Source organism: Streptomyces boninensis, assembly GCF_048572725.1.
In the GTDB taxonomy this organism is placed as follows: domain Bacteria; phylum Actinomycetota; class Actinomycetes; order Streptomycetales; family Streptomycetaceae; genus Streptomyces; species Streptomyces boninensis.
This window is the reverse complement of record NZ_CP183837.1, coordinates 1,177,327-1,193,272: the sequence shown is the minus strand read 5'-3', so window position 1 is coordinate 1,193,272 and position 15,946 is coordinate 1,177,327. Positions and strand designations below refer to the sequence as shown.

13 protein-coding genes are annotated in these 15,946 nt (G+C 73.2%); 7 read left to right on the top strand and 6 right to left on the bottom strand.

Annotated features, from left to right (window positions below; all coding sequences use genetic code 11):
- Positions 1 to 6 precede the first annotated feature (6 nt).
- Complete coding sequence (locus ACNNMR_RS05305) at positions 7 to 639, bottom strand: TetR family transcriptional regulator (RefSeq protein ID WP_419993343.1); 633 nt, start codon at positions 637 to 639, stop codon at positions 7 to 9.
- 119 nt (positions 640 to 758) lie between these two features.
- On the opposite strand from ACNNMR_RS05305, the gene ACNNMR_RS05300 reads away from it, so the two are divergent.
- Complete coding sequence (locus ACNNMR_RS05300; RefSeq protein WP_419993342.1) at positions 759 to 2,357, top strand: MFS transporter; 1,599 nt, start codon at positions 759 to 761, stop codon at positions 2,355 to 2,357.
- A gap of 291 nt (positions 2,358 to 2,648) precedes the next feature.
- Here the strand turns inward: ACNNMR_RS05300 and xylB are convergent, their stop codons facing one another.
- Complete coding sequence (gene xylB, locus ACNNMR_RS05295; RefSeq protein WP_419993341.1) at positions 2,649 to 4,067, bottom strand: xylulokinase; 1,419 nt, start codon at positions 4,065 to 4,067, stop codon at positions 2,649 to 2,651.
- A 103-nt stretch (positions 4,068 to 4,170) separates the two neighbouring features.
- Here xylB and xylA point away from each other — a divergent pair, with 103 nt between their 5' ends.
- The 5 genes from xylA to ACNNMR_RS05270 all read left to right on the top strand — a co-directional run bounded on the left by xylA (position 4,171) and on the right by ACNNMR_RS05270 (position 8,558).
- Positions 4,171 to 5,334 (top strand): xylose isomerase, encoded by a 1,164-nt coding sequence (gene xylA / locus ACNNMR_RS05290; protein ID WP_419993340.1) that lies wholly within the window; start codon positions 4,171 to 4,173, stop codon positions 5,332 to 5,334.
- An 87-nt stretch (positions 5,335 to 5,421) separates the two neighbouring features.
- Positions 5,422 to 5,835 (top strand): hypothetical protein, encoded by a 414-nt coding sequence (locus ACNNMR_RS05285; RefSeq protein ID WP_419993339.1) that lies wholly within the window; start codon positions 5,422 to 5,424, stop codon positions 5,833 to 5,835.
- 96 nt (positions 5,836 to 5,931) lie between these two features.
- Positions 5,932 to 6,729 carry an SGNH/GDSL hydrolase family protein gene (locus tag ACNNMR_RS05280; protein ID WP_419993338.1) on the top strand — a complete coding sequence of 266 codons (798 nt, stop codon included), beginning with the start codon at positions 5,932 to 5,934 and terminating at the stop codon, positions 6,727 to 6,729.
- Positions 6,730 to 6,785: 56 nt separating this feature from the next.
- Positions 6,786 to 7,754 carry a serine hydrolase gene (locus ACNNMR_RS05275; RefSeq protein ID WP_419993337.1) on the top strand — a complete coding sequence of 323 codons (969 nt, stop codon included), beginning with the start codon at positions 6,786 to 6,788 and terminating at the stop codon, positions 7,752 to 7,754.
- A gap of 27 nt (positions 7,755 to 7,781) precedes the next feature.
- Positions 7,782 to 8,558 (top strand): nucleotidyltransferase domain-containing protein, encoded by a 777-nt coding sequence (locus ACNNMR_RS05270; RefSeq protein WP_419993336.1) that lies wholly within the window; start codon positions 7,782 to 7,784, stop codon positions 8,556 to 8,558.
- Positions 8,559 to 8,596: 38 nt separating this feature from the next.
- On the opposite strand, the gene ACNNMR_RS05265 is transcribed toward ACNNMR_RS05270, so the two are convergent.
- Together ACNNMR_RS05265 and ACNNMR_RS05260 are read right to left on the bottom strand one after the other, a co-directional pair.
- Complete coding sequence (locus ACNNMR_RS05265; protein ID WP_419993335.1) at positions 8,597 to 9,301, bottom strand: transporter substrate-binding domain-containing protein; 705 nt, start codon at positions 9,299 to 9,301, stop codon at positions 8,597 to 8,599.
- Positions 9,302 to 9,347: 46 nt separating this feature from the next.
- Complete coding sequence (locus tag ACNNMR_RS05260) at positions 9,348 to 10,559, bottom strand: citrate synthase (protein WP_419993334.1); 1,212 nt, start codon at positions 10,557 to 10,559, stop codon at positions 9,348 to 9,350.
- Positions 10,560 to 10,629: 70 nt separating this feature from the next.
- Here ACNNMR_RS05260 and ACNNMR_RS05255 point away from each other — a divergent pair, with 70 nt between their 5' ends.
- Complete coding sequence (locus tag ACNNMR_RS05255; protein WP_419993333.1) at positions 10,630 to 11,793, top strand: citrate synthase/methylcitrate synthase; 1,164 nt, start codon at positions 10,630 to 10,632, stop codon at positions 11,791 to 11,793.
- A gap of 76 nt (positions 11,794 to 11,869) precedes the next feature.
- On the opposite strand, the gene ACNNMR_RS05250 is transcribed toward ACNNMR_RS05255, so the two are convergent.
- Both ACNNMR_RS05250 and ACNNMR_RS05245 read right to left on the bottom strand, forming a co-directional pair.
- Positions 11,870 to 13,114: an SWF or SNF family helicase gene (locus ACNNMR_RS05250; protein WP_419993332.1), complete on the bottom strand. Its 1,245-nt coding sequence runs from the start codon at positions 13,112 to 13,114 to the stop codon at positions 11,870 to 11,872.
- Entirely contained in the window at positions 13,114 to 15,924 is a 2,811-nt protein-coding gene (locus tag ACNNMR_RS05245; protein WP_419993331.1) for a DEAD/DEAH box helicase, read from the bottom strand. The genes ACNNMR_RS05250 and ACNNMR_RS05245 overlap by 1 nt, the downstream gene beginning before the upstream one ends.
- Between the last annotated feature and the right edge of the window lie 22 nt (positions 15,925 to 15,946).

Sequence of the window (15,946 nt, the reverse complement as noted above, 5' to 3'; positions counted from 1 at the left end):
GCGGCGTCAGCCCCGCCCCGTGCCCCAGTCATCGCCGAGCGCGGGCAGCAGCTGGTCCAGATACGCCATCGTGCGCTCGCGCGCCGCGTCCACCGTCACCTCGGCGTCCGTGCCCCAGTGCCGCGCGGCGGCCTGCATGACGCCGGTGTACGCCGCCACCACCACCCGCGGCCGCGGATCGGCGTCCAGGTCGACGCCCTCGCGACGGGCGATCTCGGCGGCCAGCCGCTCGGAGGAGTCGATGGAGCGGCGCAGCAGCACGGCCACCAGAGCGGGAGTCTGCTCGATGGTCTGCCACATGCGCATATAGACGCGCACCGGCACGGTGTCCTCTATGGTCGCGCCGATGCCGTTCCAGGTGGACTCGATCGCGGTGCGCATCGCCTGGGACGGCGGCACCCCCGGCGGCTGCTCGCAGACGGCGGCGAAGAAGCGCTGCTCGATCATGTCGTGCAGGGCGAAGGCGACGTCTTCCTTGGTGGCGAAGTAGCGGAAGAAAGTGCGCTGGGAGACGTCGACCGCCGCGGCGATCTCGTCGACGGTGGTCTCCTCGTAACCCCGCTCGATGAAGAGCTCGATGGCGGCGCGGATCAGCGCCTCCCGGGTGCGTTGCTTCTTGCGCTCCCGCAGTCCCGTCACTCGTAACTCCGCCCTTCCGGTCGCGGTCAGCTTACCGGCACGCCCCTTCCGACCTGCGTCAGTCGCTGCCGCATGAACGTGTTTGTCATTTGTCAGCAGCTGACATTAGCGTGGGGTCCATGACCACCGACACCACCACGGGACCGCCGAGCGATCCCGTCGCCGCGGGCGGCCCGCGCAAGTCGCTCCGCGGCCATCCCTGGCTCACCCTCCTGTCCGTAGCCATAGGCGTGATGATGGTCGCCCTCGACGGCACCATCGTCGCCATCGCCAACCCGGCCATCCAGAAGGACCTCGGCGCCTCGCTCGCCGACGTCCAATGGATCACCAACGCCTACTTGCTCGCCCTCGCCGTCGCCCTGATCACGGCGGGCAAGCTCGGTGACCGCTTCGGGCACCGGCAGACCTTCATCATCGGCATCGTCGGCTTCGCCGCGGCCTCCGGCGCCATCGGCCTCTCGGGCAGCGTGTCGCTCGTCATCGCCTTCCGCGTGCTGCAGGGCCTCTTCGGCGCGCTGCTGATGCCGGCCGCGCTCGGCCTGCTGCGGGCGTCGTTCCCGGCGGAGAAGCTGAACGCCGCGATCGGGATCTGGGGCGCGGTCATCGGCGCCTCCACCGCGGCCGGGCCGATCGTCGGCGGGCTGCTCGTCGAGCACGTCAGCTGGCAGTCGGTCTTCTTCATCAACGTGCCGGTGGGCATCATCGCGCTGCTGCTCGGCCTGTGGATCCTCCTCGACCACCGCGCGGAGCACGCCCCGCGCTCCTTCGACATCCTCGGCATCGTGCTGCTGTCGGCGGCGATGTTCAGCCTCGTGTGGGCGCTGATCAAGGCCAACGAGTGGGAGTGGGGCAGCGGCAAGACCATCGGCTTCCTGGTCGCCTCCGTGGTCTGCTTCGTGCTCTTCGTCCTATGGGAGCGGAAGGCCAAGGAGCCGCTGCTGCCGCTGGGGATGTTCCGCTCGGTGCCGCTGTCGGCGGGCACCGCGCTCATGGTGCTCATGGCCTTCGGCTTCATGGGCGGCATCTTCTTCATCACGTTCTATCTGCAGAACGTGCATGGCATGAGCCCGGTCGACAGTGGGCTTCACCTGCTGCCGCTGACCGCGATGATGATCGTGTCGTCGCCGTTGGCGGGTGCCGTCATCACCAAGATCGGGCCGCGGGTGCCGCTGGTGGTGGCGATGCTGCTGACCGCGGTGGCGATGTTCGGGATGTCCACGATGGACGCGGAGAGCGGCACGGCGGTCACGTCGCTGTGGTTCGCGCTGCTGGGTCTTGGCCTCGCTCCGGTGATGGTCGGCGCCACGGAGGTCATCGTCGGCAACGCGCCGCTGGAGCACGCCGGTGTCGCGGGTGGCCTGCAGCAGGCCGCGATGCAGGTCGGCGGCAGTCTGGGCACTGCTGTGCTCGGCGCGGTCATGGCGTCGCGGGTCGACAGCGACCTGCCGTCGCGGTGGGCCGAGGCGAAGCTGCCGCCTATGGACGCGAAGACCGAGGCCGGGGTGAAGGGCGCGGCGGAGGTCGGCATCGCGCCGCCGGCGCCCAAGGGGACGCCTGAGCAGGTGGTGGAGGCGATGCGTGGGGTGGTGCACGGGTCGTTCATTTCCGGGATGGGCTTGGCGCTTACCTGCGCCGGGGTTATTGCGGTGGTGGCGGCGGGGATTGCGCTCTTCACCAAGCGCGGTGCCACTGACGCTGGTCCGTCCGTTCACGTGTAGCCGGGGCTTTCGGCGGCTCCGCCGCCGAATCGGCGCTCCGCGCCTCGTCCTCAAGCGCCGGACGGGCTTGATAGCCCGTCCGGCGCTTGACGCGCGCGTGATGCGGCGCAGAGAGTGCCCGCGATGCGGTGGAGTCCGCTATTCGGCGGCTTGCGCGGCAGCGCGTACGACACCCTGAGTTCTAGCGCTCACGGTCTGGAGCCTGCGGCGCAGCCGGCACCGTAATTCAAGCCCGTCCGGCGTTTGAGGACGAGCGCCGCCAGGCGCGATATCGCGACAGCGGGGCAACCGCTACCCCCGTAGCAACGGACCCGCCCCATCCAGCACCACCCCAATCCGCCCCAGCGTCTCCTCATCCCGCGCCACCGCTTCATACGTACGGCCCTCAGCCGTCGCCCACCGCCGCGCCACCGCCGCCGCGTCCTCCCCGAGCAGCAGCCCCGCCGCCTGCGCCGCCGCGCCCAGCGCGACCAGCTCCTGCGCATGAGGCACCTGCACCGGCCGCCCGGACAGCCGGCGCACCGTCTCGCGCCACGCCGTGCCCTGCGCGCCGCCGCCGATCAGCAGCAGCGGGGCAGCGGCATCGGCATCGTCGCCGGTCACCTGCTCCAGGGCCGTGAGCAGCGCGAACACCGCGCCGTCGTAGGCCGCTTGCAGCAGCTGGCCGCCCGTCGTCGCATGCCGCAGCCCGTGGATCAGCCCGGACGACTCCGGCAGGTCCGGCGTGCGCTCGCCGTCCAGGAACGGCAGCATCACCGCCGAGCCGCCCGGCTCCACCTCCTCACGGAAGCGGCCGAGCAGCGCAGCCACCCGGTCCACGGCCAGCGTGCAGTTCAGCGTGCACGCCAGCGGCAGCCAGTCGCCGCGGGCATCCGCGAAGCCCGCCACCGTCCCGGTCGGATCGGCGGACCGCCGCCGCGACACCGCGTACACCGTCCCCGACGTGCCCAGGCTCAGCACCGGCTGCCCGGGCCGCAGCCCGAGCCCCAGCGCCGCCGCCATGTTGTCCCCGGTCCCGGCGGCGACCAGCGCCCCCTGGGGGAGCGGCAGCCCGAGGCCGGAACGTACCGTCCCTGCCGCCTCGCCCGGCGCCACCACCCGCGGCAGCCGGTCGGCGGGCAGCCCGACGTGGTCCAGTGTCTCCGTGTCGTACGCCCCCGTGCCCCCGTCCCACCACCCGGTGCCGGACGCGTCCCCGCGGTCCGTCGTCGCCTCGCCCGTCAGTCGCCCGGTGAGGTAGTCGTGCGGGAGTCGCACCGCCGCCGTGGCCCGGGCGTGCTCCGGCTCGTGCTCGGCCAGCCAGGCCCACTTCGTGACCGTGAAGGCGGGCGCCGGCACGCTGCCCGTGCGTTCCGCCCACGCCTTCGGGCCGCCCAGGTCCGCGACCAGGCGGTCGCGCTGCGGGGCGGAGCGGACGTCGTTCCAGAGCATCGCGGGCCGTACGGGACGGCCGGCCGCGTCGAGCGTGACGAGGCCGTGCTGCTGCCCGGCCACGGACACCGCGGCCGCCTCCAGCGCGGGCTCGCCGCAGTCCGCCAGCGCGGCGCCGAGCGCCTCCCACCACTGCTCGGGATCGCTCTCCCGGCCCGCGCCGGTGCTCACGCTGTGCGGCGCCTGCCCCGAGGCCACCACCTGCCCCGTGTCGCTGTCGACGACCAATGCCTTGCAGGACTGCGTGGAACTGTCCACGCCGACCACCAGCGGCCCCATCCTTGTGCCTCCGACCCTCTGAGCTCTTCCCACGGCTGGCTGTGCATACTAATTTGTCAAACGGCCTTACGAAATACGTCGGACGATGGATACGGAGACGGCAATGGACTACACGCCGGTGCCCGAGGACAAGTTCACCTTCGGTCTGTGGACCGTGGGCTGGCAGGGGCGCGACCCCTTCGGTGAGGCCACCCGACCGGCGCTCGACCCGGTCGAGGCCGTGCAGCGGCTGGCGGAGCTGGGCGCGCACGGGGTCACCTTCCACGATGACGACCTGATCCCCTTCGGCGCCTCGGACGCCGAGCGCGAGTCGCACGTCAAGCGCTTCCGGGCGGCGCTCGACGCCACCGGCATGAAGGTGCCGATGGCGACCACCAACCTCTTCACCCACCCCGTCTTCAAGGACGGCGGCTTCACGGCCAACGACCGCGACGTGCGCCGCTACGCCATCCGCAAGGTGATCCGCAACATCGACCTCGCCGCCGAACTCGGCGCGCACACCTACGTCGCCTGGGGCGGCCGCGAGGGCGCCGAGTCCGGCGCCGCCAAGGACGTACGGGCCGCCCTCGACCGTATGAAGGAGGCCTTCGACCTCCTCGCCGAGTACGTCACCGAGCAGGGCTACGACCTGCGCTTCGCCATCGAGCCCAAGCCCAACGAGCCCCGCGGCGACATCCTCCTCCCGACCGTCGGTCACGCCCTGGCCTTCATCGAGCGGCTGGAGCGCCCCGAGCTCTTCGGCGTCAACCCGGAGGTCGGCCACGAGCAGATGGCGGGGCTCAACTTCCCGCACGGCATCGCCCAGGCGCTGTGGTCGGGCAAGCTCTTCCACCTCGACCTCAACGGCCAGTCCGGCATCAAGTACGACCAGGACCTCCGCTTCGGCGCGGGCGACCTGCGCGCCGCCTTCTGGCTGGTCGACCTGCTGGAGACGGCCGGCTACGACGGGCCGCGGCACTTCGACTTCAAGCCGCCGCGTACGGAGGACATCGACGGCGTGTGGGCATCGGCCGCGGGCTGCATGCGCAACTACCTGATCCTCAAGCAGCGGGCCGCCGCCTTCCGCGCCGACCCCGCCGTGCAGGAGGCGCTGCGCGACTCGCGCCTCGATGAGCTGGCGCAGCCGACGGCGGCCGACGGTCTTGCCGCGCTGCTCGGCGACCGGGCCGCCTTCGAGGACTTCGACGCCGACGCGGCGGCCGCCCGCGGGATGGCCTTCGAGCGCCTCGACCAGCTGGCGATGGACCACCTGCTGGGGGTCCAGTAAGCCGGAATGTAAGGCTCCGGGAGGCGGTGCGTCCCGGATTCGTCACGAGCCTCGAACGCGGGCGCGAACCCCGGCGATAGTGAGCGCATGAGCACTCCACCGCCTCCCGCCTCGCCCCCGCCGCCGCCCGAGGACTACGGCGCCTTCGCCGGGACGCCGCAGCCGGCGCCCCGGCGGCGGCGCGTCGTGCTGTTCGCGAGCGCCGCCGCGGTGGCGCTGGTCGCCGCCGGGACGGTGATCGCCTTCGCGGTCGCCGGGGGCGGTGACGGCGGGGAGTGCGCGTGCCAGCCGCCGGTGAGGTCGCCTTCGCCCTCGGAATCGGAGTCCGACGGGCCTTCGCTGCCCACGAAGTTGCCGTCGAAGCTGCCGACCGAGCTGCCGAGTGAGATCCCCAGCGAGTTCCCCAGCGAGTGGAAGACGAAGCTCCCGTCGGACTTTCCGACCGACCGACTCCCCACCGCCCCGGACGACTTGCCGACGGAGATGCTGCCTGGCAGCTAGTGGCCAATAGGGTGACTTACTTGGCATGGACACTTCCCGCAATGCATGTGCGCTGCTACGACATAAGTCACTGTCGTCAGCAAACGGGGAGTGTTCATGAGATTGGCCAGAGCCACGTCCTGGGCCGGTGCGCTGTTACTTGCGGCGTTCACGACCCTCATGACCGGCGCGGGCACCGCACACGCCGCCGAGCCGCCGTATGTGGCGCTCGGCGACTCCTACTCGTCCGGTGTCGGCGCCGGCTCGTACGACTCGGCAAGCGGCAGCTGCAAGCGCAGCACCCGCGCCTACCCGAAGCTCTGGGCCGCCGCGCACAGCCCCTCCTCGTTCGCCTTCGCCGCCTGCTCGGGCGCCAGGACCACCGACGTTACGGCCACCCAGCTCGGCTCGCTCAATGGCAGCACGGGCCTTGTCAGTATCAGCGCCGGCGGCAATGACGCGGGCTTCGCGGACACGATGACCACCTGCGTGCTGCAGTCGGAGGCCAACTGCCTCGCCCGCGTCAAGCAGGCCAACACGTACATCAACGGCACCCTCCCCGGCCGCCTCGACACCGTATACAACGCCATCCGCGCCAAGGCCCCCGCGGCCCACGTCGTCGTCCTCGGCTATCCGCGGCTCTATACGCTGGGCGGCTCCTGCATCGCCGGGCTCTCCGAGAACGAGCGCGCCGCCATCAACCAGGCCGCCGAGAATCTCAACTCCGTGACGGAGAAGCGCGCCCTGGATCACGGCTTCACCTTTGGAGACGTGAGGGATACCTTTACCGGCCACGAGATCTGCTCCGGTGACTCCTGGCTCCACAGCGTCACCTGGCCGATCGGGGACTCCTACCACCCCACGGCCACGGGGCAGTCGCGCGGTTACTACCCGGTGCTGGACGCCCTTGCCTGAGCGTCCGGTGACGTAAGGGGGCGTTGGCTGTGCAGCGGTGCCAAGGTGTGGTCGCGATGACGCTGTTCGTGATGATCGCCGCCCTGGCCGCCGCCAGCGGACCCGGCCCGTCCGGGCGGGCCGCGGCCGCCGAGGCCCGCGCCAAGGGCGGGCAGGCGGCCCGGCCGCAGCCCCCGCGGGCGGAACGGACGGCCCGGCCCGGGCGCGCGCAGCCGCTCCGGCCGCCGGCGCCCCGCCGCAACGGGACGCCGACCCCGTCCCGTACGCCGAGCCCGTCCGCGTCCCGTACGGCATCCGCGGACGAGGCCGTGCGGGCGGCGCTCGACGGGCTCGGCGGGCACGCCGGGCGGTATGCCATCGCCGTACGGGACATGGACACGGGCGCGTACGCCTCGTATGGCGAGGGGACGGGGACGTACGACACCGCCAGCATCGTCAAGGTCGACATCCTGGCCGCGCTACTGCTGCGGCACCAGGCGCGCGGCACCGAGCCGACCGCCGGGCAGCGCGAGCTCGCCGCCGACATGATCCGCTCCAGCGACAACGACGCCACCGACGCGCTGTGGCGCGCCATTGGCGGCACCGCGGGGCTCGACGCCGCCAATGAGGCGCTCGGGCTCTCCGGCACCAGCGCCGGGGAGTTCGGCCGCTGGGGGCTGACGCAGACCGTCCCCGCCGACCAGATCCGGCTGCTGCGGGCCGTCTTCGGCGACGACTCGCCGCTCGGCCCTCAGGCGCGGGCCTTCATCGCGGGGCTGATGGGGCGGATAGTGCCCGGGCAGGACTGGGGAGTGCCGGCGGCGGCCGACCCGGGCGCGCCTCGGGTGCTGAAGAACGGCTGGCTGCGGCGCAGCACCACGGACCTGTGGGACATCAACAGCATTGGGCTGGTGCCGTACGACGGCCATCTGGTGCTGGTCGCCGTCCTTTCGGCGGACCAGCCGAGCCGGGAGGACGGGATCGCGCTGGTGGAGCGGGCGGCCGCGGCCGCCGTGCCCGCGTTGGTGGATAACGCGTCGCCCTGAACGGGCGCCGGCTGAGAGCATGGCCGGGTGATCGAGGAGTCCGCGGCTGCGAAGGAGTTCCAGGGCCTGCTGCGACGGGTCGCCGACGATGAGCGGGTGGCCGGGGTGGTGCTCACCGGCTCGCAGGCGCGCGAGGGGGCGGCCACGGAGCTGTCGGACTACGACGTGTTGCTCGTGACGTACGACGACCCGGCCGGGCTGCCCGACGGCGAACGGAGCCGCGGCAGCCTCCTCGACGTCGTGCCGATGTCCCTGGCCGAATTCCGTACGCACGCCACCCCCGGTGCGCCCGACGAGTGGAACCGCTACGCCTTCACGTACGCGCGCGTCCTCAAGGACACCACAGACGGGCTGATCGCCCGGCTGGTGGCGGAGAAGGGCACCCTCGCGCCCGACGAGGCGCGGCGGATGGCGGCGGGATGGCTGGATGCCTTCTGCAATGCCGTCTATCGCTGGCTGAAGAACGACCGCGATGGTCGTGCGGCCGAGGCGCGGCTGGATGCGGCGGAGGCGATTCCGCCGCTGCTCACCTTGCTCTTCGCGCTGTACGGGCGGGTGCGGCCGTACAACAAATACCTGCTGCGGGACCTCTCCGAGCATCCGCTCGGGCCGCCTGAGCTCAGCGCGGAGCGGCTGGTGCCGCTGCTGGAGGAGGTCCTGGACGCGGGGGCGCCGGAGGCCGCCCACCGGCTCTTCCGGATCGTGGAGCCGCTCGCGCGGGCGGCCGGGCATGGCGCGGTGATCGACGGGTGGGGTGAGGACGCCGCGCTCATGCGCGGGGTCAGCGGGTCAGCACCGCGCTGAGCACGCCGCGGCCGCGCCGCGCGAACAGGATGGCCGGGTCAGCTCTTGGCGTCGCTCTCCAGGGCGTCATTCACGGCGTCACGCAGGTCTTTTGCGCCCTTGCGGACGCCGAAGACATGCCGCTCGCCGGTGCTGACGGCGGCGGAGTCCGCGGAGGACTCGTCCTTGGTGAAGGAACGGGCCGCCGAGGGGGTGGCGAGGCCCGCCTGGATCTTGCCGGTCTTTACGGCGTCCAGGAGCTCGTCGAGGTCCTTGTAGACGATCAGGTCGGCGTCCTTCGCCTTCTCGTCCGCGTACGACTTGGCCGCCGTGCCGGTCTGGACGCCGAGCTTCTTGCCCTTGAGGTCGCCGAGGTTCTCGTAACCGGCGTCCTTCTTGGCGACGATCGCGTGCTGGGCGGGGGCGTAGGGCTTGGTCAGGGCCATCGCCTTGCGGTGGGCCGGGGTGGCGGTGATGCCCGCGGCGAGGTCGCACTTCTTCGCCTTGAGCGCGGCGCCGGAGCCGAGGTCGGCGAGCGGCGTCTCGACGATGCGCTTCTTGGCGCCGATGTCCTCGGCGATGCGCCCGGCGAGCTGCTCCTCGGCGGCGGCGGACTTGGCCGGGGGAGCGACGCAGACGGTGAGCGTGCCCTTCTTCACCAGCGGCAGATCGGAGGCCTCCGTGCCGGAGTCGCCGCAGGCGGCGAGCAGCGCTACGGCTGCCGCGCCGAGGGATATGCGCGGCAGGGAACGGGCGATTGGCACGAATCCTCCAGGAGGGTGGGGGGCCGGACAGTGACCTTGCGGCATGTTACGGGAGGGGCCGAGGGGGTCGCGGGCCGGTGTAGGTGCCGCTGGGGCGCATGCGCAGGGGGCGCTCGTCGTACTCCTCCAGGGCATGCGCGATCCAGCCTGCGGTGCGGGCGACGGCGAAGATCGTCTCGCCCGCCTCGGCCGGCATGCCGGAGGTGAGGGAGAGGACCGCGAGCGCCAGGTCGACATTCGCGTGCAGCGGGCTGTGGCGGCGGGTGAGCTCCGCGACCTGGTGGGCGACTTCGAGCGCTCTGTGCGCGCGCGGGACGTCGTCGAGGAGCGTGAAGAGCAGCTCGGCGCGCGGGTCGGGGCCCGGGTAGAGCCGGTGCCCGAGGCCGGGGACGCGGCGGCCCGCACGGAGGTGCTCGGAGACGACGGCCGTGGCGCCGCGCTCCAGGGCGTCGGCGAGCATCCGGTGGGCCAGGCCGCTGGCCGCGCCGTGGAGGGGCCCTTCAAGGGCGCTGAGGCCCGTGGAGACGACCGCGTACGGGTTGGCGTGGGCGGAGGCGGCGGCGCGGGCGGCGAGCGTGGAGGCGGCCAGGTCGTGGTCGATGAGGAGGGCGAGGGCGGTGTCGAGGGTGCGCAGCGAGGTCGCGTCGGCGGGGCGGTCGGTGAGCCGGGGCCAGAGGCGGCGGGCGATCGGGGCGTTCTTGGCGGGCGGGCGGCCGCCTCGTACGGGAAGGGAGTCGACCAGGGCGGCGATCAGGCCGCGGGCGGTGGCGTGGACGGCGTCGGGGGTGAGGTCGAAGCGCAGCGGGTCGGCGGCGGACGCGGCCACGGCGGCGGCGCGGAGGCGGTCCACGGGGCCTGCGGTGTCCGGCAGGGCGCGGACGACGGGCTCGGCGGCGGCCAGCAGGTCGTCGGGTGCTCTGAAGCGGATGCCGCTGGTCATGACGCCGGTCCAGAGCCAGTCGGCGACCTCTTCGTAGTCGTAGTTCTCGGCCAGCTCGGCGGCGTCGACGCCTCTGAAGTAGTAGCGGTCGGAGCCGATGAGGGTGATGCCCGTACGGACCGCGAGGCCGCCGGGGACGGCGCCGTCCGGCTGGCGGCCCTGGCTCTTGCGGGCGAGGGCGTCGACCTCGCGGGCCTCAAAGAGGCTGCCGCGGCGGCCCTCTGCTTTGTGGCTGGTGAGCAGCCCGCGGCTGACATACGCATAGAGCGTCTCGGGCTTGACTCCGAGGCGCTCGGCCGCCTGTCGCGTGGTCAGCATTGATTCACTCAACATTGACAGACATTTAATCAAGCATGGAGATTGGAATCAACATTGAGGGAGGATCAATATGTCAACTCGCTCCGCCGAGACGCCGATCGTTGCCCCACGAGGGTTGAGCGGCGTGATCGTCACCGACACCCGGCTCGGCGATGTCCGCGGCCGCGAGGGCTTCTACCACTACCGGCAGTACTCGGCGGTGGAGCTCGCGCAGACTCGCAGCTTTGAGGATGTCTGGCATCTGATGTTCTACGGCGAACTGCCGGACGGCGGGCAGTCCGTCAACTTCGCGGCCCGGACGGCGGCGCTGCGCGGGCTGTCGGACGACATTCGCGACGCGCTGCCCGCGATTGCCCGGTCCGGGCTGGTGGCCGGGCCGCTTGCCGGGCTGCGCACCGCGCTGTCGCAGGTGGGGGCGTCGAAGGACTTCCGTCCGCTGTACGACATCGACGCCGGGCGGCGGGAGGCTGACGCGCTTGCGGCCTGTGCCGTGGTGCCGACGCTGCTCACGGCGCTGCACCGGCTCGGGCTGGGGCTGGAGCCGGTGGAGCCGCGCGCCGATCTGCCGTACGCGGCCAACTACCTCTACATGCTCACGGGTGAGGAGCCGGAGCCGGAGAAGGCGCGGGCGGTGGAGCAGTATCTGATCTCGACGATCGACCACGGGTTCAACGCCTCGACGTTCACGGCGCGGACGATCGCGTCGACCGGTGCGGACTTCGCGGCGTGTCTCGTGGGTGCCATCGGGGCGCTGTCGGGGCCGCTGCACGGTGGCGCGCCGTCGCGCGCCCTGGACACCCTGGACGCGATCGGCACGCCGGACCGGATCGACGAGTGGATCCGCGAGCGGGTGCTGGCGGGCGACCGCATCATGGGCTTCGGCCACCCCGTCTACCGGACGGAGGACCCGCGCTCCCGCATGCTGCGGGGCATCGCGCAGGGCTTCGGCGGGGAGCTGGTCGACTTCGCGGTGGAGGTCGAGCGCCGGGTCATCGAGATCCTCGCGGAGCTGAAGCCGGGCCGCGAGCTGCACACCAACGTGGAGTTCTACGCCGGCGTGGTCATGGAGCTGTGCGGCCTGCCCCGCGACATGTTCACCCCGACCTTCGCCGCGGCCCGGGTCGTGGGCTGGAGCGCGAATGTCCTGGAGCAGGCGGGAGACTCCAAGATCATCCGCCCGGCGGCCAGGTACGTGGGCCCGCCCCCGCCGGTGCCGGTCCCGGCGGCCGGCTGACGCCGGGTCGGGCGCCCACAGCTCCGCGGCAGGCGCCCACAGCTCCACACTCGTCGGGCAGCCCCCCAGCTCCGCGCTAATCGCGCAGCGCCCCCAGCGCTCCCGCGGGATCCAGCTCCGCCGGCCCCGCGGGCCACCAGGTGCCGCGCTCCTTGCGGTACGGCCACCAGCGGCCGTCGCGGCCGTAGCGGAGCTGGGTGTCGGTGCCGGTCAAGGTCCAGCGATTGCCGGTCGCCCGCAGCGCCGGCGCGCTCTCGTCCGACCAGGCCGCCGCCAGTTGGTCGCGGGCCCGGGCCAGCGCGGCCCGGTCCGGGGTCCAGTCGGATTCCAGCGCCTCCAGCGCCGCGGCGCCGCCGTAACCCCATGCCCGTACCGCCCGGTCCATCGCACCGCGCTCGCGGCCCGAGCCCTTCGCCAGCCGGGCTGTGACGTGGACGTCGCCGCCGCCCGCCGCGAGGCGCACCGCGTCCTGGCTCTCCGTCAGCTCCGCCGGCACCGGCGACTCGTCGTGGCCCGCCGACGGCGCGGCCGCCAGCCACCGCTGTGCCCGCGCGGCGGCGTCCGTGACGAGGAGTTCGAGGGCGGCGGGGTCGACGCCGGGCGCCGGGGCCGTATCGGCGGACAGGACGGGCGCCCGGCCCGGCTCCGCCACCGGCGGCGGGGGCGGCGGGAGTTCGGGATCCGGGGCGGCGAAGGCCTCAGCAGCCGGTACGCCCGCCGGTTCCTGCGCCGCCGCGGCCGCGGGCGCCGACGCCCGCATCGCGCTGCGTGACTGCAGCTCCGCCAGGAGCTCCCGTTCGCCTCGGCCGCGCATCAGCAGCAGGACGAACGGGTCCGCGTCCAGCAGCCGCGCCGCCTGGTACGCCAGCGCCGCCGTGTGTTCGCAGTCCTCCCACTCCTCGCAGCCGCACTCCGGCTGCAGGTCGCCGATGCCGGGCAGCAGATCCACCCCGGCCGCCGCCGCGTCCTCGACCAGTTGCGGGGGCATGTCGCGGTCCAGCAGCGCCGCGATGTGGCCGGCGCGGTCCGCGATGACATCCAGCAGCCGGTCCCAGTCGGCGTCCGTCAGCCGCTGCACCAGCACATCGGCGCGGTACGGGGTGCGGTCGCGGTCCTGGACCACCGAGGTGAGCCGCCCGGCCCGTACGGACACGGCCCCCACGGCGCCCGCCCGCGCCAGCTTGCGGCCCTTGCGGAGCAGTCTGCTGTCCAGCACCGAGGCCTCCAGGGCCTGCTGCCACGCCTGGCCCCACCAGGTCTGTGCGAAGCCGCGGCCGGCCGCGGGCGGCAGGGCCTCGAAGACGATTTCGTCGGCAGTCATCAGGCGGTGCCCCCTCGCAGCTCGACCAGTTCCGCCAGGTCGGCGTCGGACAGTTCGGTGAAGCCGGCCTCGCCGGAGCCGAGGACGGCGTCGGCCAAGCCCTGCTTCCTGGTGAGCATCTCGGCGATGCGGTCCTCGATCGTGCCTTCGGCGATCAGCCGGTGGACCTGCACGGGCTGGGTCTGACCGATGCGGTACGCGCGGTCGGTGGCCTGGGCCTCGACCGCCGGGTTCCACCAGCGGTCGTAGTGGACGACGTGCTCGGCGCGGGTCAGGTTCAGGCCCGTGCCCGCGGCCTTCAGCGACAGGAGGAAGACCGGGACCTCGCCGCTCTGGAAGCGCTCCACCATGGCCTCCCGTTCCGGCACCGGCGTGCCGCCGTGCAGGAGTTGGGCGGGGACGCCGCGCGCCGCCAGGTGCCGCTCCAGGAGCTTGGCCATCTGGACGTACTGCGTGAAGACCAGCACGCTCGCGTCCTCGGCGAGGACGACGTCGAGGAGCTCGTCCAGCAGCTCCAGCTTTCCGGAGCGGCCGGGGATGCGGGGGCGCTCCTCCTTCAGGTACTGCGCCGGGTGGTTGCAGATCTGCTTGAGGGCGGTCATCAGCTTCATGATGAGGCCGCGGCGTGCCATGTCGTCGGCCGCGGAGATCTTGGCGAGGGTCTCGCGCACCATCGCCTCGTACAGGCCGACTTGCTCGGTGGTGAGCGCGACGGCACGGTCCGTCTCGGTCTTCGGCGGCAGCTCCGGCGCGATGCCCGGGTCGGACTTGCGGCGGCGGAGGAGGAAGGGGCGGACCAGCTTGCCGAGTCGCTCTGCCGCCGCCGGGTCCGCGCCGCCCTCCACCGCCTGGGCGTAGCGCGTACGGAAAGAGCCGAGCGAGCCGAGGAGGCCCGGCGTGGTCCAGTCGAGGATCGCCCAGAGCTCGGAGAGGTTGTTCTCCACCGGCGTGCCGGTCAGCGCCACCCGCGCCTTCGCGCCAATGGTGCGCAGCTCCTTGGCGGTGGTGGAGAAGGGGTTCTTGACGTGCTGCGCCTCGTCGGCGACGACCATGCCCCAGCCGGCCTCCGCCAGCCGCCGCGCGTCCAGGCGCATGGTCCCGTACGTCGTGAGCACGAACTCGCCCGCCGCCAGGCCGTCCAGGCTGCGCGCGGCGCCGTGGAAGCGGCGTACGGAGGTGCCGGGGGCGAACCTGCCGATCTCCCGCTGCCAGTTGCCCATCAGCGAGGCCGGGCAGACCACCAGGGTCGGGCCCGCGGTCTCCTGCTGCTCCTGGCGCAGCAGATGGAGCGAGATGAGGGTGATGGTCTTGCCGAGGCCCATGTCGTCGGCCAGGCAGCCGCCGAGGCCGAGGGAGGTCATGCGGTGCAGCCAGTTGAGGCCGCGGAGCTGGTAGTCGCGGAGGGTGGCGTCGAGGGCCGCGGGGGCTGCCACGGGAGCGCGGTCGACCGCCTCGGGGTCGGCGAGGCGGTCGCGGAGCGCGTCCAGCCAGCCGCTCGCCGCCACCGTGACCTGTTCGCCGTCGTCCTCCACGGAGCCGGTCAAAGCCGCGCCCAGGGCGTCCACGGGCGTGAGTTGGGTGTCCTTGCGCTCCAGGGCGCGGCGTACGGACTCGGGGTCGATGAGCACCCACTCGTCGCGCAGCCGCACCACCGGGCGGCTCTCCTCCGCGAGCCGCTCCAGCTCCTCCTTGGACAGCTCCTGGTCGCCGACCGCGAACCGCCAGCTGAAGGCGACGAGGGCCTCCGCGGACAGGAAGGAAGGCAGGCCTGAGCCGCGGTCGTCGTCCTGGGGCCCGACCACGGCGCGGGTGGTGAGGTGCCGGGTGAGGTCTCTGGGCCAGTGCACCTGGACGCCCGCGGCGGCCAGGTCGCGCGCGGCGGGGCCGAGCAGCTCGGCGAGCTCCTCGTCGGCGAGCTCGATGCCGTCCGGGACAGCGGCGGACAGGAGCGGGGTGAGTGCGTCCCAGGCGCGCGCGGCCCGTCGCAGGGTGAGTAGCGCGTCCATACGGGCGCGCGGGCCGAACGCCGCGCCGTCCGCCCACACGTCGGCGGCGTCGGCGACCCGGGTGGGGTCGGCGGCGCTGTGCAGCTGCACGACGGCGGTGAACACCGGTCCGCGCGCCCCGCCCTCGTCCATCTCGACGCGCAGCGAGACCCGTACCCCCGCGTCATGCCCGGCGGCCACCGCGGCCGCCCACTCCCGCTGCTCCGGGATGCGCTGGGGCGTACGGGCGGCGAAGGCGGGGGAGCCGGTGGCGAGGGCGGCGGCGGGGGAGCGGGGGAGGGCGTCCGCGACGGCGTCCAGGAAGGCGCGCAGGAGTGGCTCGGGGGCCGGGAGGAGGAGGTCGCCCCCGGGCTCGTACGGGAGCGGCACGGCGTGCGCGGACGCGGGCATCGCGGCGGCCAGCTCGCGCACCCGGGCGAGGTCGTCGGCGTCCAGCGGACCGCAGCGCCAGGCGTCGTGGTCGGCGGCGCTGAGGCCCGGCAGCAGCCGGCCGCGGGCGGCGAGCTGCAGCGCGAGTACGGCGGCGGCGCCCCAGAAGGCGGCGGCGGGGTGGGCGCCGGGGGCCGCGCGGGCGCGGGTGAGTACGGGCAGGGCGGCGGCGACGGGGAGCAGCAGGGCGGCGGCCTCCCGGGTGCCGCCCTCGGGCACGGCGACGGTCAGCGCGGCCGCCTCGCCGGCCGTGGCGTCGTGCTCGGGCGCCGTGTCCGGGGCGTCGGGGCGCCAGAAGGCGATGCTGCCGGAGCGGGCGGGATCACCGGGGACGAAGACGGCGGCGCAGCGGGCGAGCTCGGCGGTGCCCTTCACGTACGGAACCACTCCTCAAGTT

Coding starts and splice junctions, on each gene's coding strand:
- ACNNMR_RS05300 (WP_419993342.1), top strand. CDS start 759: ATGACCACCGACACCACCACGGGACCGCCGAGCGATCCCGTCGCCGCG.
- xylB (WP_419993341.1), bottom strand. CDS start 4,067: ATGGGGCCGCTGGTGGTCGGCGTGGACAGTTCCACGCAGTCCTGCAAG.
- ACNNMR_RS05255 (WP_419993333.1), top strand. CDS start 10,630: ATGTCAACTCGCTCCGCCGAGACGCCGATCGTTGCCCCACGAGGGTTG.
- ACNNMR_RS05285 (WP_419993339.1), top strand. CDS start 5,422: ATGAGCACTCCACCGCCTCCCGCCTCGCCCCCGCCGCCGCCCGAGGAC.
- ACNNMR_RS05260 (WP_419993334.1), bottom strand. CDS start 10,559: ATGCTGACCACGCGACAGGCGGCCGAGCGCCTCGGAGTCAAGCCCGAG.
- ACNNMR_RS05280 (WP_419993338.1), top strand. CDS start 5,932: ATGAGATTGGCCAGAGCCACGTCCTGGGCCGGTGCGCTGTTACTTGCG.
- xylA (WP_419993340.1), top strand. CDS start 4,171: ATGGACTACACGCCGGTGCCCGAGGACAAGTTCACCTTCGGTCTGTGG.
- ACNNMR_RS05250 (WP_419993332.1), bottom strand. CDS start 13,114: ATGACTGCCGACGAAATCGTCTTCGAGGCCCTGCCGCCCGCGGCCGGC.
- ACNNMR_RS05275 (WP_419993337.1), top strand. CDS start 6,786: ATGACGCTGTTCGTGATGATCGCCGCCCTGGCCGCCGCCAGCGGACCC.